The sequence below is a fragment of the Arthrobacter sp. MYb23 genome (assembly GCF_002979775.1).
Lineage (GTDB): Bacteria > Actinomycetota > Actinomycetes > Actinomycetales > Micrococcaceae > Arthrobacter.
This window is the reverse complement of sequence record NZ_PCPR01000017.1, coordinates 55606-77040: the sequence shown is the minus strand read 5'-3', so window position 1 is coordinate 77040 and position 21435 is coordinate 55606. Positions and strand designations below refer to the sequence as shown.

At 63.6% G+C, this 21435-nt stretch carries 16 protein-coding genes and 1 tRNA gene; 11 read left to right on the top strand and 6 right to left on the bottom strand.

Annotation, left to right across the window (positions count from 1 at the left end; all coding sequences use genetic code 11):
• Positions 1–3: 3 nt before the first annotated feature.
• Positions 4–1689, bottom strand: coding sequence for a dolichyl-phosphate-mannose--protein mannosyltransferase (locus CQ020_RS16625; RefSeq protein WP_374955202.1), 1686 nt, complete (start codon positions 1687–1689; stop codon positions 4–6).
• A 286-nt stretch (positions 1690–1975) separates the two neighbouring features.
• Here CQ020_RS16625 and rsmI point away from each other — a divergent pair, with 286 nt between their 5' ends.
• Entirely contained in the window at positions 1976–2845 is an 870-nt protein-coding gene (gene rsmI / locus CQ020_RS16620) for a 16S rRNA (cytidine(1402)-2'-O)-methyltransferase (RefSeq protein WP_105692894.1), read from the top strand.
• A 160-nt stretch (positions 2846–3005) separates the two neighbouring features.
• On the top strand, positions 3006–4487 hold the full coding sequence (locus tag CQ020_RS16615) for an NAD-dependent succinate-semialdehyde dehydrogenase (RefSeq protein ID WP_105692857.1): 1482 nt from the start codon (positions 3006–3008) through the stop codon (positions 4485–4487).
• Between the two features lie 123 nt (positions 4488–4610).
• On the opposite strand, the gene CQ020_RS16610 is transcribed toward CQ020_RS16615, so the two are convergent.
• Genes CQ020_RS16610 through CQ020_RS16600 form a run of 3 tightly spaced genes read right to left on the bottom strand, consistent with a single transcriptional unit; the run spans position 4611 to position 9658 of the window.
• Entirely contained in the window at positions 4611–7097 is a 2487-nt protein-coding gene (locus tag CQ020_RS16610; RefSeq protein WP_105692856.1) for a DUF3488 and transglutaminase-like domain-containing protein, read from the bottom strand.
• A complete protein-coding gene (locus CQ020_RS16605; RefSeq protein ID WP_105692855.1) occupies positions 7094–8557 on the bottom strand; it encodes a DUF58 domain-containing protein in 1464 nt (487 codons plus the stop codon). The genes CQ020_RS16610 and CQ020_RS16605 overlap by 4 nt, the downstream gene beginning before the upstream one ends.
• A gap of 12 nt (positions 8558–8569) precedes the next feature.
• Positions 8570–9658 (bottom strand): MoxR family ATPase, encoded by a 1089-nt coding sequence (locus tag CQ020_RS16600; protein WP_105692854.1) that lies wholly within the window; start codon positions 9656–9658, stop codon positions 8570–8572.
• 197 nt (positions 9659–9855) lie between these two features.
• On the opposite strand from CQ020_RS16600, the gene CQ020_RS16595 reads away from it, so the two are divergent.
• The 5 genes from CQ020_RS16595 (at position 9856) to CQ020_RS16575 (ending at position 15988) form a co-directional block, all read left to right on the top strand.
• Positions 9856–10752, top strand: a complete 897-nt coding sequence (locus CQ020_RS16595) for a TatD family hydrolase (protein WP_105692853.1) — start codon at positions 9856–9858, stop codon at positions 10750–10752.
• 291 nt (positions 10753–11043) lie between these two features.
• Positions 11044–12207, top strand: coding sequence for a resuscitation-promoting factor (locus CQ020_RS24660; RefSeq protein ID WP_105692852.1), 1164 nt, complete (start codon positions 11044–11046; stop codon positions 12205–12207).
• Between the two features lie 26 nt (positions 12208–12233).
• Positions 12234–13115, top strand: coding sequence for a 16S rRNA (adenine(1518)-N(6)/adenine(1519)-N(6))-dimethyltransferase RsmA (gene rsmA / locus CQ020_RS16585; RefSeq protein ID WP_105692851.1), 882 nt, complete (start codon positions 12234–12236; stop codon positions 13113–13115).
• A complete protein-coding gene (locus CQ020_RS16580; RefSeq protein ID WP_105692850.1) occupies positions 13112–14104 on the top strand; it encodes a 4-(cytidine 5'-diphospho)-2-C-methyl-D-erythritol kinase in 993 nt (330 codons plus the stop codon). Before rsmA ends, CQ020_RS16580 begins: the two co-directional genes overlap by 4 nt.
• A gap of 51 nt (positions 14105–14155) precedes the next feature.
• Entirely contained in the window at positions 14156–15988 is a 1833-nt protein-coding gene (locus tag CQ020_RS16575; RefSeq protein ID WP_105692849.1) for an ABC-F family ATP-binding cassette domain-containing protein, read from the top strand.
• Positions 15989–16213: 225 nt separating this feature from the next.
• Here CQ020_RS16575 and CQ020_RS16570 read toward each other — a convergent pair whose 3' ends face one another.
• Together CQ020_RS16570 and CQ020_RS16565 are read right to left on the bottom strand one after the other, a co-directional pair.
• Positions 16214–16615 (bottom strand): VOC family protein, encoded by a 402-nt coding sequence (locus CQ020_RS16570; RefSeq protein ID WP_105692848.1) that lies wholly within the window; start codon positions 16613–16615, stop codon positions 16214–16216.
• A 258-nt stretch (positions 16616–16873) separates the two neighbouring features.
• Positions 16874–17473, bottom strand: coding sequence for a TetR/AcrR family transcriptional regulator (locus CQ020_RS16565; RefSeq protein ID WP_105692893.1), 600 nt, complete (start codon positions 17471–17473; stop codon positions 16874–16876).
• Between the two features lie 289 nt (positions 17474–17762).
• On the opposite strand from CQ020_RS16565, the gene CQ020_RS16560 reads away from it, so the two are divergent.
• The 4 genes from CQ020_RS16560 (at position 17763) to CQ020_RS16545 (ending at position 21330) form a co-directional block, all read left to right on the top strand.
• Positions 17763–17834 (top strand) — tRNA-Gln (locus tag CQ020_RS16560).
• Between the two features lie 123 nt (positions 17835–17957).
• Entirely contained in the window at positions 17958–19451 is a 1494-nt protein-coding gene (gene glmU, locus CQ020_RS16555) for a bifunctional UDP-N-acetylglucosamine diphosphorylase/glucosamine-1-phosphate N-acetyltransferase GlmU (RefSeq protein WP_105692847.1), read from the top strand.
• A 2-nt stretch (positions 19452–19453) separates the two neighbouring features.
• Entirely contained in the window at positions 19454–20434 is a 981-nt protein-coding gene (locus tag CQ020_RS16550; RefSeq protein ID WP_024820149.1) for a ribose-phosphate diphosphokinase, read from the top strand.
• Between the two features lie 320 nt (positions 20435–20754).
• Positions 20755–21330 (top strand): 50S ribosomal protein L25/general stress protein Ctc, encoded by a 576-nt coding sequence (locus CQ020_RS16545; RefSeq protein ID WP_024820150.1) that lies wholly within the window; start codon positions 20755–20757, stop codon positions 21328–21330.
• Positions 21331–21435 lie beyond the last annotated feature (105 nt).

Sequence of the window (21435 nt, the reverse complement as noted above, 5' to 3'; positions counted from 1 at the left end):
CTCCTAGATCCACGATGGCATCCACATTCTCATCCGCCACTCCTGGTAACTGATGACCTCCGCCGTGAGCACCGGATAGAAGAATGCGGTTGCCAGCACGGCCAACACCATTACGAGCGCCACGACGTAGAAGCCGGATCTTCGCCGCCAGACGGGGTCGCTGCTGCGTCCCAGGACCAACCCCAGCACGTACGTCAGACCCAGAACCAGGAACGGTTCGAAGGACACGGCGTAAAAGATGAACATGGTGCGTTCCGGGTACATGAACCACGGAAGGTAACCGGCTGCCACGCCCGCAAGGATGGCACCGGCACGCCAGTCGCGGCGGCCGGCCCACCAGAACAACAGGATCACCAGGGCGATGGTTCCGCCCCACCAGACCACCGGATTTCCCACCGGAAGAATGGCCGAGGAACACGTCTCAACCACGCAGCCGGGAGTGCCCTGTTTGGGGGTTTGGTAGAAGAACGAGGTGGGACGGCCCATGATGAGCCACGTCCAGGGACTGGACTCATACGGATGGTCGGAGCTGAGTCCCTGATGGAATTTGTACGCTTCAAGGTGGTAATGCGCCAGGGAGCGTACGGAGTTGGGCAGCCAATCCCAGCCCGGGGCAGGGTTGGTGGCAGCCCATTGCCGGTAATAGGCGTCCTTCGAAAGGAACCAGCCCGTCCACGTGGCCACGTAAGTGACGGCAACGATCGGAATGATGGTCACGAACGCGGGCAGGCCGTCCTTGATGATGCCTGCGCTGAACCAGCTCCGGATGCCCGCAATGCGCCGGGCACTCAGGTCCCACAGCACAGTCATGATCCCGAAGGCAGCCACGAAGAACAGTGCTGACCATTTGGTACCCACAGCGAGGCCCAGGCAAAGACCTGCAGCCAGGCGCCACCACCGCATGCCAAGCCAGGGACCGGCCACCAGTTGGGTAGGTGTGGGGCGGCCTCCCGGCGAAGCAGCCGCCTGCGCGGCGAGCCGGGAAGCCAGACGACGGCGGCCGTCGTCGCGGTCCATGAGTAAGGCGCCGAAAGCGGCCAGGATCCACAGGGCCAGGAAGACGTCCAGCAGGGACGTCCGGGAGAGCACCAGGTGATGGCCGTCGATGGCCAGCAGGAGACCGGCAACGGCCCCGAGGGTGTGTGAGCGGAACAGCTTCAGTGCGATGAGCGAAACGAGGAAGACCGTCAGGGTGCCTGCCAAAGCTGCGCTGAACCGCCAGCCGAAGGGGTTGTCTCCACCGAACAGCCACATTCCGAACGCGATCATCCATTTGCCCACCGGCGGGTGGACAACGTACTCGGGAGTGTTCAGGAGTACATCCGGGTTGCCGGCGATGAAGGAGTCGTTGGCATTGGCCGGCCAACTGCGTTCGTAGCCGCTCACCACATAGGAGTAGGCGTCCTTGACGTAGTAGGTTTCATCGAAAACCAGGCTGTGCGGAGCATCAAGCCGGAAGAAGCGGAGGATGCCGCCCAGGATTGCCGTGAGGGTGGGGATCAGCCAGAACCACAAGCGCAAGGACGCCGGATAGTCCCGCCAGCTTTGGACTGCACCGATCAGACGTTCCTTCAACGCCTGGGCAGTGTAGGCCTCGGACGGCCGCGCGATCCAACGGTGCCCTTCCAGGCCGCGGCCTGGCAAAATCCGGGCGGCTAAACGGCGGCCGGGCACGTCACGGCCTGGCAGGGGCTCCCTTGTATGTACCCGCGATGTGCCTGCGTGTTCCGGTGTGTCCGTTTGGCCGTTGCCCTCCGCCACCGTGGTGCCACCAGGTTCCGGGCTCGCTGGGGACGCTGCCGGGGATCCGGAAGCGGTGGCAGGAACGGGCGACTGGTTCACCCGCCCATGCTACCTTTCCATCCTTGCTGTATCCCTGAACCCCGCGGCTGCATCCTTGAACCCCGCACGGTATTAGGCTTGGCAGGTGGACGAACAACGCGGCACCCCTGACGAAGCTCCTTTCGACGACTACTTGGAAGAGGAAGCTTCTGCTCCAGAGGCAACTCCCGGCGTCGGCAGGATTGTGCTTGCGGCAACACCTATAGGCAACGTCGGCGACGCTTCCGCGCGTTTGATTGAGCTCCTTGGAAACTCTGACATCGTGGCCGCGGAGGACACCCGACGTTTGCACCGGCTGGTAACTGCCCTTGGCGTCGAGGTCACTGGACGCGTCATCAGCTACCACGAGCACAATGAGGTAGCCAAGACCGGTGAACTGCTGGACCACGTCCGCGCCGGCAAGACCATTCTGATGGTCAGCGACGCCGGAATGCCGGCAGTTTCGGACCCCGGTTTCCGCTTGGTGGAGGGTGCGGTTGCTGCCGGTCTGACAGTCACTGCGGTTCCCGGCCCCTCTGCGGTGCTGACGGCCCTGGCACTGTCGGGTCTGCCTACGGACCGCTTCTGCTTTGAAGGATTCCTGCCGCGAAAGTCGGGGGATCGGAATTCACGCTTGGCAGACCTGGCCGGCGAACGCCGCACCATGGTCTTCTTCGAGGCCCCGCACAGGCTCGAAGTGATGTTGCGGGCGCTGCATGAGCGCTTCGGGGCCGAGCGCCGCGTGGCGGTCTGCCGTGAGCTGACTAAAACCTACGAAGAAGTCATCCGGGGCACCCTGCGTGAACTGCTGGAGTGGGCAGAGAACAATGAGGTCCGCGGAGAGATAGCGGTGGTAGTGGGCGGTGCACCCGAACAAGAACCTGGAAAGCCTGAAGACCACGTCGCAGCGGTCAATGAGCTCATTTCCCAGGGCATCCGATTGAAGGAGGCCGTGGCAGCAGTGGCCGAGGAAGCCCGAGTCAGCAAGCGCGAGCTCTACTCGGCGGTGCTCGCAGCACGCTGACCCGCGCTGTGCACTTGCACAAATCGGCAGCCATGAGGCAGTGCGTGAAGGCGTAGACACTGCTTCTCGTGGGGCAGTACCGTGGCAGTAATTCAAGCCACTTCCGGCAACGAACCCCAGTGGTGCAATTCTCCAATGCACCCAAGACGAAGGAGTCGCCATGACTGTCACGGTTGAACGCGAAAGCGAACTGCTGGCTTCCGTCCCTACCGGCCTGCTGATCAACGGTCAGTGGCGCCCGGCCGGTTCCGGAAAGACCTTCGATGTTGAGGACCCGGCGACGGGCAAGGTCCTCCTCAGCATCTCCGACGCCGGTGCTGAAGACGGCGCTGCCGCCCTCGACGCCGCTGCTGCCGCCCAGGCTGACTGGGCACGGACCGCACCGCGTGAACGCGGCGAGATCCTGCGCCGCGCTTTTGAGCTGGTCACCGAGCGCGCCGAAGACTTCGCCCTGCTGATGACCCTGGAAATGGGCAAGCCCCTGGCTGAAGCCCGCGGCGAGGTCACCTACGGTGCTGAGTTCCTGCGCTGGTTCTCCGAGGAAGCCGTCCGCGTGTCCGGCCGTTACTCCGCAGCACCTGATGGCAAGAACCGCCTCCTGGTGCAGAAGAAGCCGGTAGGCCCCTGCTTGCTGATCACCCCGTGGAACTTCCCGCTGGCCATGGCCACCCGCAAGATTGCCCCCGCCGTCGCTGCCGGTTGCACCATGGTGCTCAAGCCCGCCAACCTGACCCCGCTGACCAGCCTGCTGTTCGCACAGGTCATGCAGGAAGCCGGCCTGCCCGCCGGTGTCCTGAACGTCATCCAGACCTCCACCGCCGGCGCTGTCACGGGCCCGCTGATCAAGGATGACCGTCTCCGCAAGATCTCCTTCACCGGCTCCACCCCGGTGGGCCAGGCCCTGATCCGTGAAGCCGCGGACAAGGTCCTGCGCACCTCGATGGAACTGGGCGGCAACGCACCGTTCGTGGTCTTTGAAGACGCCGACCTGGACAAGGCTGTTGAAGGTGCCATCGCTGCGAAGATGCGCAATATGGGCGAGGCTTGCACCGCAGCGAACCGCTTCATTGTGCACGAGTCCGTGGCCGATGCCTTCGCTGAGAAGTTCGCCGCCAAGATCGGTGCCCTGACCACCGCCCGCGGTACTGAGCCCGAATCCAAGGTGGGCCCGCTGATCGACGGCAAGGCCCGCGATGGCGTTCACGCCCTGGTGTCCGAAGCCGTAGCAGGAGGTGCCACAGCCGTCACCGGTGGTGCCGCCGTCGAGGGCCCCGGTTACTTCTACCAGCCCACCGTGCTGAAGAACGTTGCCGCTGATGCCCGCATCCTGCGGGAAGAAATCTTCGGACCGGTTGCGCCCATCATCACCTTCTCCACCGAAGATGACGCCGTCCGTCTGGCCAACAACACCGAATACGGCCTGGTTGCCTACGTCTTCACCAAGGACCTCAACCGTGGCCTGCGCATCAGCGAAAGGATCGAGACCGGCATGCTCGGCCTCAACGCCGGTGTAATCTCCAACGCCGCAGCACCGTTCGGTGGCGTCAAGCAGTCCGGCCTGGGCCGTGAAGGCGGTTCCGAAGGCATCGAAGAGTACCTCTACACCCAGTACGTAGGTATCGCGGACCCGTACGCCGACTAGGCATTATTGGATCCGGTCCGCCGCTCTCGCAACAAGAACGGCTGACAAACGCAGGGGCCCGGCCCCGGAACCACAAGTTCCGGCGTCGGGCCCTTTGCTGTCTGTACCTCAGCGGTCCTGAACCTAGCGGCGCTGGGGGAGCAGCCCCTTGAGCCTGCGCCAGAACAAAGCGACGGTCCGCCCTGTAGCCTTGCCGAACCTTCCGACCGCCCGGAACGGGGCGCCGAGTGCGTGGACCCAGCGGCGCATCATCGATGGCGGCAACCAGTCGGCGCGGAAGCGCACCAGCCAGCGGGCATTGTTGCGCAACGACTCGCGGATGACAGCAACCCGGGTGGCAGCTGCCGGTGCCGGTGTCGCTGCACGGCCGTAGCGCTGCCGTTCGAAGTCCGAGGTGAGCGACGCGACTGCCTCATGTGCGGCGTCGTCGAGTCCTCCGGTGACACCAAGCGCTGAACTGGAGCGCAGCCGGGCGGAGAAATGCCGCGGCGTCTCACTGGGTTTTGACGGCACGCCGTAGTCCGTGGCGAGATCCTGCAACTCCGCCCACGCCAGTTCAGGTGCTGGATCCTTGGCGCCTGTGAGCTCGGGATCGTCCGGAGGTTTCTGGCTGAGCCGGCGTCGCCGGAGAACCGTCCTGCTCAGCCTCGGCGACCACAGGAATCCGGCAAGCACCAAGACCCCCGCTGCGGCAGCGCCGATGGCCGGCCACGGGTTCACTGCGGCGGAACCTGCGGTGGGCGTATCCAACCCGGGGAGAGGGACAGCAGGAGTTGGGGCGGGGGCGGGAGTGGTGAGGACCTCTTTCTCATCCGCGTTGGTGCTCAGGTTGCCGGGCACCGAACTCTCTGTGGCGTACTCGGGGACCACACCACGCGACGGCGTCGGTTCGAAGGGGACCCACCCCAGGCCTTCGAAGTACAACTCAGGCCAGGCGTGGGCATCCCGGGCGTCAACCTCGTACTCGGGGAAGGATCCCTGACCCACAAGGGCCACGGACTCGCCCGTGAGGCGGCCGGGCGCGTAACCGACAGCAATTCTGCTGGGGATGCCTTCAGCCCGCGCCATGACTGCCATGGCGGAGGAGAAATGGACGCAATAGCCGCTCTTCACCGCGAGGAAGTCGGCCAGGACCGAGAGGCCATTGCCGTCATAACCGTTCTGAACGGGAGCCTGAAGGGAATAGGTGAACTCGCCTGAACGCAGGTACTTCTGGATGGCCAGAGCCTTCCCATAGTTGCTGCCTGCGGACGCCGTGACAGTATCGGCCGTTTGCCGCACGATGTCCGGAAGGTTCCCTGGGATCCTCAGAAAGTCTTCTGAAATGCCCTGGGGAACCGCAGTTGCCTGGGACAAGGACTGTGACGTGATCTTGGGCGCTGCAGAAAAAACGACATACCGTTGCGCGCGGGTGGTGGTCTCCGTGCTCATGATGCTCAAGGTTGCTGGATCCCAGGTCCATCGTCCGTTGAGGCCGTTCACGGAGGCCGGAGCAAAAGGAGCTGGAAGGTAAGGGCTGGTAAACAGGCCTGCGTTGACCGACGTCACGGCGTTGACCACCTCGCCCTGCACCGCGTATCCAGTCTCGATCCTGTCCGCACCCGCCCGTCGCCCGGCGGCCCGATCATCAGGTGCCCAGGTTTCGCCGTCGAAGTTGTCAATGGTGACGGACCGCAGATACAGGGGACCGCTGGCACTGGTGGCATAAGTGATGCGCCCTGAACCGGTGGGACTGCGGAGACTGTTGCCCAGGGTGATCATGGGATTGAGCCCATTAGAGGTTCCCCACGGGCTCAGCCGCGAGCCCTGCGGAAAGGTGCCGGTCTCGAAACCGGGAATCACCAGGGGGACGGTCAGGGTCATGGCCAGAGCCAGGCCTCCTGTAACCACCGAGCGCCTGAACTGGCCGGCTCCGCGTCCCGATCCGGACTGCAGCCTGGCGTCAGGGGCAAACCAGTGGCTGCAGCCGAGGATGAGCAGGTAGCCCACCGCCGCACCGATGAACCCGGCCACTCCCACGCTCTGGGGCTTGATGGTGGCGGGGACCACCATCACCGCCAGGAGGCCAATGCCGCTGGCGGCCGGCATGGACAAGGGAACGGCAAGGGCATCGATCAAGATCACCAGGAGGCCCAGGCAGGCGCACATGACAAAGACGATCCCTGCGTTGGGTGCAACAGGCGCGCTCTCGGACACTACTGTTTCTGCGGCCCGCTTGATCAGGCGTCCGACGGCGGTGAAGGTTCCGGTGGTGGGGATGAATCCCGCCAGGCTTTCCTGACGGCAGAAAATGAAGCTAAGGACGCCGGCCAAGGAGGCAAAAGAGGCCAACGTGGCGAGCAGGGGCTGGGCACGGAGCGCCCGGAGCACAGCAAGCGTCAGGGCAACCACCACCACTGTGGTGATCAGCGGCATGAACCAGCCCCAACCCCTGAGGACGCCATTCAGGGACAAGGCCGCGCCAAGAACGGCCACGGCAATGGATCCGGCCATGGCCCATGGATAGGGTCCGGCTCCCGGGGTTTTCGCACGGGGTGACGGCCGCGGTGCTGACCCGCCGCCAGGTTGGACCGGGGCGTTGGGGGAGCCGCGGTGGGAGGTTGTAGTCATCGCGGCACCGCTGCTCCACGACGGACATCCATGGCTGCATCGGCTGCGGCGACGATTCCGCCCTCATCGAAGGCTGACCAGGCCGCAGTCAAATGAGTCTTTGAGGTGACAGCGGCCGCTCTCCAGCCTGCCAGGCGCAGAATCTCCAGTACTTCGTCATTATTTCGTGAAGCATCGGTCATCACCAGGGCGAAGGCATTGGCTCCGTACCCGGCTGCGGGAGCAAGAGACCGTGCTTCCGCGACTGTCAGGTTGCCCACCAACGCCAGCAGGGGGCCACGCAAGCGGTGCGCTGAGAGTTTATCCATCAGGCGGTCGTTGAAGGGAGAATCTGCAGTCTCTGAGCCTGTCGGAGCGGGGGAGCCTTCTTTGTGTTCCGAACCGGATTTGTGGTCTGTGTGCTCGGTCCGGTGGTGTTCCGCCCTGATGTGCCTTGGGCCGCTCAGCTCCACTGCCGCCAGTGCCTCAGCGATTGCTTGAAGACCGCCCGCACCCGAGAACTCCTCGGCATCCATGTCCGCGGCCGACCGTGAACGGTGGAACGCCGGTCCGCCGAATGAGTCGAGGAGCCGCAAGGAATAATTTCGTTCCGCCAAATGTGCAGCGATCGACATCGCTGCCGTTACAGTCCACTCAAAGTTGGTACTGGTCACCAAATCCGAGTCTTCGTCGCGGCTTCCAAAGACGGACCCGTTTCCGGCGGCAAAGGCGGAGAACCTCTGGTCAAGGATGAGGGTGGCTTCCGGTGTGGTCACCGACTCTTCCTGACGGACCATGAGCTGGCCATGGCGGGCGGTAGCGGCCCAGTGAACGCGGCGCATGGGGTCACCATGCCTGTACTCACGGGTCATGATGTCGTCATCGCTGGGATTGGCCCGGATCCGGGTCGCGGTCACGCCATCGTTGCCGCGCGCACCGGCGAGGCCCGTGACGGGAAGTTCGACGGCGGCAGGCGTCACGGTGAGGATGTCGCCGTCGTCAATTGCATGCCTGCGCAACGATAAGCCGAACGGGTCACTGAACTCTGCCGTGACCGGACCAATCCTGAACTGTCCCCGCTTGCCCGAGCGAAGGTGATATTCGTAGCGGCTGGTGCCTCCGGACGCTGATCTGGCCGGAAAACGGAAAGCGGGAGGCTCCCCGAAACGAGGAGGCAACTGCTCCTCCATAATGACCTGCCCCGTGGCATACGAAGAACGGGCAACGGCCAGGCGAACAGTGGTGGTGCTTGACGTCTCCACCGTGGACGGATTGAACTCCCGGTACACCTGGAACTTGGGTTTGAGCACCCGGACGCCTGCAAGCGCAACCAAAGGAAGGAGGATCAGCAAGATGGCCAAGGACAGGAGATCCCGCCTGCCCATCACATAGGCACACCCCAGCGAGAGAGCCCCGGCTGCCAGGAGCCCCCAGCCGCGGTTGGTGAATAAGTGCTTGGGAAGCCGATCCATGAGCGCCATTGGGCATGTCTCCTAAACGCTGTTCCTGTCCCTGCGCCATGCGCCGGGCGGTTCCTGGGCAACGGGCAGGGAAGCGAAAATGCCCCGGAGAATGCTCTGTGGTGTATCGCCCGAACTCGCGGCCTTGCGGTCCAGAATAATCCTGTGGGCCAGCACCGACTCGGCCACGTCCACCACGTCATCCGGGAGGACAAAATCGCGGCCATCCAATGCTGCCGTGGCCTTGGCCGCACGCAACAATTGCAGCAAGGACCGTGGGCTCGCACCCAGGCGGAGGCGGGCGCTGTCCCGGGTGGCCCGTCCAATGGCCACCGTGTACTCCTTGATGGCTGTGGAGACGAAGACCTGCTGGACGGTGGCGATCATGGCAGCAACATCGGCGGCCGTCACCACGGGAGTCACCTTCACCAGCGGCGAAGACGCCTGATGGGTCTCCAACATCTCGATCTCGGCATCCTTGTCCGGGTAGCCCATGGAGATTCGCGCCATGAAACGGTCACGCTGGGCTTCAGGCAGCGGATACGTGCCTTCCATTTCGATGGGATTCTGCGTGGCCACCACCATGAAGGGCAAACCCAGCTGGTACGAGTGACCGTCCACGGTCACCTGGTGCTCCTCCATGCATTCAAGGAGCGCTGACTGGGTTTTGGCCGAAGCGCGGTTAATCTCGTCGCCAATGACGATGTTTGCGAACACTGCGCCGGGGCGGAACTCGAATTGCCGGGAAGACTGATTGTAGATGGACACACCAGTGACATCGGAGGGCAGCAAGTCCGGGGTGAACTGGATTCGGGACACCGTGCAGTCCACACTGCGCGCCAGCGTCTTGGCCAACAGGGTCTTGCCCACACCCGGGACGTCCTCCAAGAGAAGGTGGCCTTGGGCCAGCAGGACCGTCAGAGCGAGCTTTGCAGCATCGGCTTTACCGTCAATGACCTGATTGATGGAACCCAGGATGCGCTCGCTGGCGTCATGGAACCGCTCCGCGTCCATGACGTGCGGCCTGTGCCCGTTGAGTCCCGCGCCATCCCGCGGCAGGGGGCTGTATGCCTCGCCCTGGACAGGAGAGGGTTCAACGGTGACTTGTCGCTTGGACTCCATGAATCGCCCTTCAGCCGTGGCCTAGGCAACAGCAATCTTCGCTTAACGCTGTTGGTGGTGGCCGCTTGTCCGTTCCAGACTACCCAGACATTGGCTGCCGCTGACATAGCGCTCCCGAATTTATGTGCCAAGCGGAATTTAAGGTGCACGCCTTCTTCGTTGTCCAAGGAGGACCGCAGTCCGATTAAGGTGGAAGCATGTGCAATTCCCTCGCCCCGGCACCCTACAGGGCGCCGTCCCCCTCCGCAGAAGAAAAAGACTCCCGCCGCGAATACCCGCCGGCGCCGGAGCCGCTCCCCGTGGCGGTCATGGACAACCACACCCACTTGGACTTCAGGCACGGCCTGATTGAGGTCTCCGTCAGGGATGCCATGGACTCGGCGGAAGCGGTGGGTGTGCAGGGAGCCGTGCAGGTGGGCTGCGATCTCGAATCGTCCCGATTCACGGTGCAGGCCGTGGAAGCAGATCCCCGGCTACTCGGAGCTGTGGCCATCCACCCCAACGATGCCCCCGAATACGCGGCCCGTGGCGAGCTGGAATCGGCGCTCGCAGAGATCGAGGAGCTGGCCCGCCACCCGCGGATCCGGGCCATCGGCGAGACAGGATTGGATTTCTTCCGGACCCCTGGTGAGGGACTGGCACATCAGCGGTACTCCTTCCGACGCCACATTGACATTGCCAAACGGCTGGGACTGACGCTCCAGATTCACGACCGCGACGCCCACGACGACGTCGTCCAGGTTCTGCGGGAGGAAGGTGCTCCGGAACGGGTGGTTTTCCACTGCTTCTCCGGAGACGAAGCTCTGGCCCGCATCTGTAACCAGAACGGCTGGTACATGTCGTTCGCCGGGACCATGACGTTCAAGAACGCAGGCAATCTCCGCGCCGCCCTGGCCATCGCCGAGCCGAGCAGGATTCTGGTGGAAACCGATTCGCCCTTCCTCACACCGCATCCCCACCGTGGACGGCCGAATGCCAGCTACATGGTTCCCTACACGGTCCGGTCCATGGCGGACGTGACAGGAGATGACTTGTCCGAACTTTGTTCGCGATTGGCCGAAAACACCCTGAATGCCTATGGATCCTGGGCCTAAGCGGGCTCTTTCGACTCCGCCGCTAGCGGTCCGACTGGATACCCGGTATGCATGTTACTTGGTTCGTTTATAACGGATCGGTTACTGTGTTAAACAAGTAGCCGGGGTCGGGGAAGGCCTTCGGACAATTGTTCCGGTTCATTCCGGTGCAATCAGTTCAATGTTTTTTGGCGGCGCAGATGCCGGCAGCAAGAGTGGGACCAGGCTTCATGCCTGGCCCTCCGTTTTTGCGGTCGGCATTACTTTTGCGCTTTTCCCCGTGCCCGGATGGTCTGAGAGTAATGGGCGATCGTGATCAAGTTCTTCACAACGGATGGCAAGTTCAGCTTCCTCAAAGTAGGTACCCAGTTGCTGGTAGTTGCAGCGCTGGTGGTTGGTGTTGTGGCATTTGTGGGCAACAACAAGACCGTCACCCTCAACGTGGACGGCAAGGTGAGCTCCATCCAGACCTTTGGCGGCACTGTGGACCAAGTGGTCAAGGCAGCCAAGGTCGAGTTGAAGGACGCGGACCGCGTTTCACCGGCTCTCGACGCGAAGATCGACAATGGCTCGGTGGTCAACGTCAATCTCGCCAAGGCCGTGTCCATCGAGCTCGATGGCGCCCGGAAGACCGTGAACACCACCTCCCCTGACGTAGCTGGACTGGTGAGCGAACTCGGCGTGGCAAGCTCCTCCGAAATCTCCCAGCCCAAGGAAGCGTCCTTGGAAGTGACCGGCTCATTCGTCTCCATTTCCACTCCCAAGACCATCAGCGTGGTAGCTGACGGCAAGGACACCAGCACCACCACGACGGCCACCGACGTCGCCACCGTTCTCAAGGACACTGGAATCACCGTGGGCGCCAACGACCACATCTCCCAGCCTGGCAACGCTCCCATCGTCCAGGACATGGTGATCAAGGTCTCCCGCGTGGACACCAGCAAGACGGCCGAAGCCACGGAAGAAGTTCCCTTCGACAGCGTGAAGAGTGACAGTGCAGAGCTCTTCAAGGGCGAAGAGAAAGTGACCCAGGAAGGCGTGGCAGGATCCTTGGTCAAGACCTTCAAGCTGGTCCTCGTGGACGGCCGTGAAGCCTCCCGCACCCTGGTATCCAGCAACGTGGCCACTCAGCCTGTGGCCGAGAAGATCAGCGTCGGCACCAAGGCCCGCCCCGTCGCCACTCCCCAGGCAGCAGCCGCAACCGCAGCACCCGCAGCCAGCGGCCCCACCGGTGCCCCGAACGAAGCCATGTGGGACAGGATCGCGCAGTGCGAATCGGGCGGAAACTGGTCCATCAACAGCGGTAACGGGTACTACGGCGGACTGCAGTTCTCCAGCCCCACGTGGCTGGCAAACGGTGGTGGAGCCTACGCTCCCAACGCCAGCCTCGCCAGCAAGGCACAGCAGATTGACATCGCCAACCGTCTCTACGCAAAGAACGGCCTCAGCGACTGGGGCTGCGCCCACGCGGCCTGACCCCGCACAGGCGATACGATACCTAGGTGACTGAACCGAATTCCGAACCCGCCGCCGTCGCGCCTTTGATGGGCGCCACAGATATCCGACGGCTCGCCGAGGAAATCGGTGTACGCCCCACGAAAACCCTGGGGCAGAACTTTGTGATCGATGGCAACACGATCCGCAGGATTGTGGCCGCCGCCAACATAGCCGATGGTGAGACCGTGCTGGAGGTGGGCCCCGGACTGGGCTCCCTCACGCTCGGCTTGCTGGACGCGGCCGCAGCCGTGGTCGCCGTCGAAATTGACCCTGTGTTGGCGGAAAAGCTGCCGGAAACCGTGCGTGCTTGGCGGCCCGGGGCGGAAGCGAACTTCCACCTGGTGCTCTCCGACGCCATGAAGGTCACCGAGCTGCCTTTGCCTCCCACCGCTTTGGTGGCCAACCTGCCTTACAACGTGGCAGTGCCGGTGGTGCTTCACCTGCTGCAGCATTTCCCCAGCCTTCAGCATGGCCTTGTCATGGTGCAGGATGAGGTTGCCGACCGTCTGGCCGCCACCCCGGGCTCCAAGATCTACGGTGTCCCGTCGGTCAAGGCGGCCTGGTACGGACACATGCGAAAAGCCGGCGTGATCGGGATGAACGTGTTCTGGCCTGCGCCAAAAATCCACTCGGGTCTGGTTGCCTTCACCCGGCACGACCCCCCGGAGACGCATGCAACCCGTGAACAGGTATTCGCCGTCATTGATGCTGCCTTCGCGCAACGGCGCAAGACCCTGCGCGCCGCACTGGCCGGCTGGGCGGGGAGCGCATCCGAAGCTGAGCGGTGCCTTGTGGCTGCCGGCGTTGACCCCACAGCGCGCGGCGAGGTCCTGGATATTAATGCCTATGTCAAGATCGCCGAAGCCCGCCACCCCGTGGACGCATGAACCCGGGCAGCCGTAAACCCAGCAGCCTCCCATTTGTGGGGGAACGCTTCCACGCCCGCACAGTACGGGTCAAAGCCCCGGGCAAGGTCAACGTCTCCCTGAGCGTGGGCCCGTTGCGCCCTGACGGTTACCACTCGGTTGCCAGCGTGTATCTGGCCGTCTCCCTGTATGAGGAAGTCACTGCCAGCAGCACAGAGGCTGAAGGCATCACTATCAGCATCAGCCCGGACAGTACGCTGGACTTGGACGGCGTGGACATCCCCCTGGACGAGCGCAATCTCGCCTACAAAGCTGCAGCCATCATGGCTGAAATGTCCGAAAAGCCCACGGGCGTGCACTTGGAGATCACCAAACGTGTTCCCGTAGCTGGTGGAATGGGCGGCGGTTCTGCAGATGCCGCAGCCACTCTGCTGGCGTGCGACGCACTCTGGAACAGCGGCCTCTCACGCGAGGAACTCGCGCATCTGGCGGCCGAACTCGGCGCGGACGTTCCGTTTTCGCTCCTGGGAGGCACCGCCGTCGGGCTTGGCGTGGGAGACAAACTCTCGCCCGCGCTGGCCAAGGCACAAATGGACTGGGTGCTGGTTTTTGCCGACTACGGGCTGTCCACCCCTGATGTGTTCCGCACGCTTGACGGCCTTCGTGACTCGGAAGGTGTTGAGATTCCTGAGCCCGTTGACGTGGACCCCACCATTCTTCAAGCGCTGCGCAACGGGGACCCGGAGACCCTCAGCAGGGTGCTGATCAATGACCTCCAGCGGGCTTCCATCACGCTGGCTCCCCAACTTCGCGACACCATTGGACTGGGCGAAGCGCGCGGCGCCCTCGCCGGCATGGTGTCAGGCTCGGGCCCCACCATCGCACTGCTTGCCCGGGATTCCGTCTCAGCCGCGGTTCTTGCTGAAGAACTGGTCCACCGTGGACACAATGCCCTGGCCGTCCACGGTCCTGTTCCCGGCGCCCGGATCATCTCCGATACCCTCCTGTAGTACCCCTCCAGCTCCTGTACCCCGCATTCCAGCAGTAGAAAGTAGTACCCATTGGCCCACCTGCTTGGCGGCGAAAACCTCACCGTTTCGTTCGCGACCCGCACTGTCCTCGACGGCGTCACCCTCGGTTTGGAGGATGGCGACCGCATCGGCATGGTGGGGCGCAACGGCGACGGTAAATCGACGCTTATGCGCCTGCTTGCCCTGCGCTCGACTCCTGACTCCGGCCGCGTCACCAAGCGCGGGGACGTCAACGTGGGCTACCTGGACCAAAGCGACGTACTCGACGGCGACCTCACAGTGGGCGCCGCGATCGTCGGCGACCGCGCGGACCACGAATGGGCCGCCAACGCCAAAATCCGCGAAGTCATGGGCGGACTGGTGGGCGACGTCGACTGGCACGCCAACGTTCATGCCCTCTCCGGCGGCCAGAAACGCCGGGTTGCGCTGGCCAAGCTCCTCATTGAGGACCACGACGTCATCATGCTGGACGAACCCACCAACCACCTCGACGTCGAAGGCGTCGCCTGGCTGGCCCGGCACCTGAAAACGCGCTGGCGCGCCAACCAGGGCGCCTTCCTGGTGGTCACTCACGACCGCTGGTTCCTGGACGAAGTCTGTAACTACACCTGGGAAGTCCACGACGCCATGGTGGACATGTTCGACGGCGGGTACGCCGCCTACGTTTTGGCCCGTGCCGAGCGCGACCGCATGGCCTCCGTCGTCGAAGGTAAACGTCAGCAGCTGGTCAAGAAGGAACTGGCATGGCTCAGGCGCGGCGCTCCCGCCCGAACCGCCAAACCCAAGTTCCGCATCGAAGCCGCCAACGATCTCATTGCCGATGTGCCGGATCCCCGCGACTCCGTGGCTCTGAGCAAAATGGCCACCGCACGCCTGGGCAAGGACGTGCTGGACCTCGAGAACGTGACGCTGGACTTCGAAGGCGGCGAAACCGGGCAGAAGCTGTTCGACAACATAACTCTTCGGCTCGCTCCGGGCGAACGGCTCGGTTTGGTGGGCGTCAACGGTGCCGGCAAGTCCACCCTGCTGAAACTCCTCAACGGCGAAATCCAGCCCAGCTCAGGCAAGGTAAAACGCGGCAAGACCGTGGTCACCGCCGTGCTGACCCAGGACGTCAAGGAGCTGGACGACGTCTCAGACCTTCGCGTGATCGAGGTCATCGAACGCGAGAAGCGGTCCTTCAACGTGGGCGGCAAGGAATTCACGGCCGGCCAGCTCGTGGAACAACTCGGGTTCACCAAGGAAAAGCAGTGGACACCCGTCAGCGACCTCTCCGGTGGTGAGCGGCGGAGACTCCAGCTCCTGCGCCTGCTGGTAGGGGAACCCAACGTCCTCATGCTCGACGAACCCACCAACGACCTCGATACCGACACCCTTGCCGCCGTCGAAGATGTCCTGGACGGCTGGCCCGGAACCCTCGTGGTGGTCAGCCACGACCGCTACCTCCTGGAACGCGTCACCGACAACCAGATGGCCTTGCTCGGCGACGGCAAACTCCGTGGCCTGCCAGGCGGTGTGGATCAATACCTTGAACTGCGTGAAGCCGCGCTTGCCTCCGGGGCAGTCCGCAGTGGCCAAAGTGCCCCGACCTCTGCAAGCGGGACTTCTTCCTCCGCTGCCGCGTCGTCCGGTGCCAGCGAAGCCGAAAAGCGCGAAGCCCGCAAGGATCTCAACAGGATCGATCGCCAGCTAGGCAAGATCTCCCAGCAGGAAGAAAAGCTCCACACCCAGATGGCTGCGAAGTCCGAGTCGGGTGACTTTGACGCGCTGGGGGAGCTCAATGCCAAGTTGCGCGAGTTGCTCGACGAGAAAGAGGGCCTGGAACTCGAATGGCTGGAGGCCGCCGAAATCCTCGGCGAGTAGGGCGGGGGCTGGCTACAAACATCCTCTGCGTGCCGCGCCTTGGTCGGTGTGGCGGAGCGCCACGCGTCCTCCGCGTGCTGCTCCTTCGTCGCTTTGACGCACGCTTCCGGATGCCTGCCGCTCCGCCACAGTATTCCCAACGCTCTCTCACATCCCTCTGGCTTCGGGCCGACCCTCTTGCACATCCCTATGGCTTCGGGCCGACCCTCTTGCACATCCCTCGGGTTACTGCGCCTGTTCGTAGCCTATGAGCCAGTGCAGGCCGTGGCGGTCCACTACCTGGCCGTCAGACGCGCCCCACGGTTTTGGTGCAAGGGGATCCACGATCCGGCCTCCGTCGGCGAGCTTGTGGAACCATTCGTGAAGGACTTCAGGGTCAGCCGCTCCCAATAGGGAGAGCATGGCACCTTCCATTGCGACGGTTTTTTCGCCTTCCGCCGCATCAGATCCGCCCAAGGACACCACTCCGCTGAGCATGCCGTGGGCGATCGCATCGACAGGCCCGTCCGTGCGGCTGAATTCCCCATACGTGTACAAGGAAAGCTCCCCGCCGAAAATCTCCGCGTAGAAACCGAGCGCCTCACGCGCTGTGCCGGGAAAGCTGACATAGAGCTGCGGTGCCGTCATGACTACATCGTACAAAGCACCAAGGGTGTGGGGTGTGAGAGAGGGTTGGGCTGAAGGGTGTGGGGTGTGAGAGAGGGTTGGGCTGAAGGGCGTGGGGTGTGAGAGATGGTTGGGCTCAAGGGCGTGGGATGTGAGAGAGCGTTGTGGCATGCATCCGGCAGCGTGCGTCAAAGCGACGAAGGAGCAGCACGCAGAGGATGGCTGCCCCAACGCGAATGGCTGGCCCGACGCTAATGGCTGGCCCGACGCGAAATAGACCTAGTCGCCGCTGCGGAGCTCAGGCTCTTTTTGGAGCCCCGTGAGGCCGTTCCAGGCCAGGTTCACCAGGTGCGCGGCAACGGCCCTCTTGTCCGGAGTGCGGCTGTCGAGCCACCACTGGCCTGTCATGGCCACCATCCCAACGAGCATCTGGGCGTACATGGCTCCGTCCGCCGCGCTGAAACCGCGGCGCGCGAACTCGTCGGAGAGCAGGTGTTCCACGCGGGCAGTGACATGGGAGAGGAGCGTCGAGAAGGCGCCCTCGGGCTGTGAGGGCGGAGCGTCACGCATGAGGATCCGGAATCCATCGGTGCGGTCTTCGATGTACCCGAGGAGGGCCAGCGCAGCCCGTTCCACCAGCACGCGGGGCTTGGCTTCTGTGCTGAGGGCCCCGGTGATGGAGTCCAGCAGGATATGGAACTCGGTCTCCACCACCTGCCGGTACAGGCCTTCCTTGGATCCGAAGTGCTCGTAGATCACGGGTTTGGAAACACCGGCGGAGGCGGCGATTTCCTCGATGGTGGTGCCGTCCAGGCCGCGGGCCGCGAAGAGTGCGCGTCCGACGCCGATGAGTTGAGATTTGCGCTGCTGGCCGGTCATCCGTACTCGCACTGCGGGAGTGTGGGTGACGTGCTCTGCGGGCTCGGACGCTGCCGCCGGGCGGGGGAGGTCAGTGCGGTTGCTCACGTGACCATCATGCCCTAAGTGGCCGCTGGAAGGCCTGATGAGCGGGTCCCCTGAGGGTGGAAGGGCGAAGCGCGGGGCGGGCGCGGGGCGGTCAAGTCGCGAAGCACGTGGTGGTCATGGCAAACTAGATTCTTGTGTGTGCATCCCGGTGATCCGGGAAACCCTCCGGACCGCAAGATCCGGGGGATGAAAGCATGCGCGGTCCGCTCTGGTGTAATGGCAGCACCCCGGCCTTTGGAGCCGTGGAGTATAGGTTCGAATCCTATGGGCGGAACGGTCGGAAAATGCGCTCCTTCTCTGTACCTGTAGCGGCTCTCATGGTGCCTGGGTCCATTGTTGGATGGCAGCATTCCGAAGCCGGGTTACCCGGGACATACCGAGCAAGGAGAGCCAGTACGTGAGCCCCGAAACCATCGGTCCCGCAGCGGTGATCGTTTTGGCCGCAGGTGCCGGAACGCGCATGAAGTCGCGGACTCCCAAGATCCTCCACGAAATCGGCGGCCGTTCCATGGTTGGCCACGCTCTTCTTGCCGCACGTGCCATCAATCCACTGAAGCTGGCCTTGGTTGTCCGCCATGAGCGTGACCGCGTAGCCGAGCACGTCACAGGTCTTGACCCGGAAGCGCTGATTGTTGACCAGGACGAGGTTCCCGGAACCGGCCGCGCAGTGGAAGCAGCACTCAACGCCTTGGATGCCGATGCCGAGCTTTCCGGCACCGTGGTGGTCACCTACGGCGATGTCCCGCTGCTGACCGGCCAGCTTCTTGGCGAACTGGTGGCAACCCACGAGGCTGAAGGGAACGCCGTCACGGTCTTGACCGCCGTGCTGGACGACGCAACCGGTTACGGCCGGATCCTGCGCGCCGAAGACGGCACCGTCACCGGTATCCGCGAGCACAAGGATGCCAGCGACACCGAGCGCACCATCCGCGAGGTCAACTCCGGTATCTACGCTTTCGACGCCGCCGTTTTGCGCACCGCCCTGGCGAAGGTCACCACGGATAACGCGCAGGGCGAGATGTACCTGACCGATGTCCTCGGGTTGGCCCGTGACGCTGGCGGCCGGGTAGCCGCCGTCGTGACTGAAGACCGCTGGCAGGTTGAGGGTGCCAATGACCGCATTCAGCTGTCCGCGCTGGGAGCCGAGCACAACCGCCGCATCATTGAGTCCTGGATGCGCGCAGGGGTAACCGTGGTGGACCCCGCAACCACATGGATCGACGCCACCGTCACCCTTGACGAAGATGTCCGCCTGCTGCCCAACACCCAACTGCACGGTGCCACCACCGTGGCGCGCGACGCCGTCGTGGGCCCGGACACCACCCTGACTGACGTCAAGGTGGGCGAGGGCGCCAAGGTGATCCGCACGCACGGCTCCGGTTCCACCATTGGGGCAAAGGCAAGCGTTGGACCTTTCACCTTCCTTCGCCCGGGCACGGTCCTTGGCGAGACCGGCAAAATCGGCGCGTTCTACGAAACAAAGAACGTCACCATCGGCCGCGGCTCCAAACTGTCCCACCTGGGCTATGCAGGTGATGCTGAGATCGGCGAGGACACCAACATTGGTTGCGGCAACATCACCGCCAACTACGACGGCGAGAAGAAGCACCGTACGGTGATCGGCTCGGGCGTCCGCACAGGTTCCAACACGGTCTTCGTGGCTCCTGTGACGGTTGGTGACGGTGCCTACAGCGGCGCCGGAGCCGTCATCCGCAAGGATGTTCCCGCGGGAGCCCTGGCCCTCAGCCTGGCCGCGCAGCGGAACGCTGAAGGTTGGGTCATAGCCAACCGTCCGGGCACCGACTCCGCAAAGCTGGCCGAGGCCGCTCACGAGCTGACGCCCGCCTCCACATCCTCACAATCCCCGGCAACCACAGAAGAGGGCAAATAGGCATGAGCGAAATTACCGCACACGGCGAGAAGAAACTGATTCTCGCCGCCGGAAGGGCGCATCCGGAGCTGGCGCAGGAAATCGCGAAGGAGCTGGAGACCGAGCTCCTGCCCATCGACGCCTACGACTTCGCAAACGGGGAAATCTACGTCCGTTCGGCTGAGAGCGTGCGAGGCACCGATGCATTCGTCATCCAGGCCCACCCGGCTCCGTTGAACAACTGGCTGATGGAGCAGTTGATCATGATCGACTCCCTCAAGCGCGCCTCTGCCAAGAGGATCACGGTTGTTTCCCCGTTCTACCCTTACTCCCGTCAGGACAAGAAGGGCCGCGGCCGCGAGCCCATCTCCGCCCGCCTGGTTGCCGACCTCTACAAGACTGCCGGCGCGGACCGCATCATGTCCGTGGACCTGCACACCTCGCAGATCCAGGGCTTCTTCGACGGCCCCGTTGACCACCTCATGGCCATCCCGCTGTTGGCTGACTACATCCGCACCAAGGTTGAGGCTGACAACATCACTGTTGTTTCGCCCGACACCGGACGTGTCCGCGTTGCCGAGCAGTGGGCCGAGCGCCTGGGCGGCGCCCCGCTCGCGTTCGTTCACAAGAGCCGCGACCTCACCGTCCCCAACCAGGCTGTTTCCAAGACCGTTGTTGGCCAGGTTGAAGGCCGCACCTGTGTGCTGATCGACGACATGATCGATACCGGCGGAACGATCTCCGGTGCCGTCCAGGTGCTGAAGAATGCCGGTGCCAAGGATGTCATCATCGCTTGCACGCACGCCGTCTTCTCCGAGCCCGCAGCCCAGCGCCTCGCCGATTCCGGTGCCCGCGAAGTTGTGGTCACCAACACGCTGCCCATCCCGGCGGAGAAGCGCTTCCCGTCGCTGACGGTGTTGTCGATCGCACCGTTGATCGCGCGCGCCATCCGTGAAGTGTTCGACGACGGTTCGGTCACCAGCCTGTTCGACGGCAAAGCATAACGCCGGACTGCTGATTTTGAGCGGGCCATCCGCCGCCTTCGGGCGTGCGGGTGGCCCGTTTTCATTGGCCGTTTTCAGAAAGAGTGCGAAGCGCTGCTAAACTCTTGGGGATACCTTGGCGAGGGAGAGCACATCCGGTCCGCATTCTGTGGATCTGGGTTGCGGGTCTCCGTTATCGACTGGGTCTGCATCTCCTTCAACACAGGCGGAACGGCTGCTCAGCGGCCGGTCTCAGCCGGGCGTAGAAGGTCTCCAGACCTCCGCCCTTGCTGATAGACCAGCCCGGACTTTCCGGGTGCCACAGTAATCAAGGAGTACACATGTCTGAGCAGAAGCTCACCGCAGAACTGCGCACCGAATTCGGCAAGGGTTTTGCCCGCCGTGCACGCATGGCCGGCCAGATCCCGGCTGTCATCTACGGTCACGGCGCAGAGCCGATCCACATCAACCTGCCGGGCCGCGCCACCACGCTGGCTGTGCGCGTTTCCAACGCCCTCCTCGCAATCGACGTCGACGGCGAGCAGCACCTCACGCTCGTCAAGGACATCCAGCGCGATCCCGTAAAGCAGATCATCGAGCACGTTGACCTCCAGACCGTGAAGGCTGGCGAGAAGGTTACCGTCGACATCGCCATCCACGTTTCCGGTGAAGTTGCTCCGGGTGCTGTTGCCAGCCTCGAAGCCACCACAGTTTCCCTCGAAGCTGAAGCAACCCACGTTCCCACCGCCGTCGAGGTCAGCATCGATGGCCTCAAGGCCGGCGAGAGCATCCACGCTTCGGACCTCGTCCTGCCGAAGGGTTCCACCCTCCTCACCGAAGGTGACACCCTGGTGGTCCGCATCGCTGAGGCCGCTGGCTCTGAAGAAGAAGAGACCACGGACGCTGCTGCCGAGTAGTCTTCTGACTGCTTGAGGCTTACGCCGTTGAGTGGCCGGGCACCCTTGGGGTCCCGGCCACTTTCTTCTTTGCCGTGCTATTCCTGATGAATCTACGTACGCTCC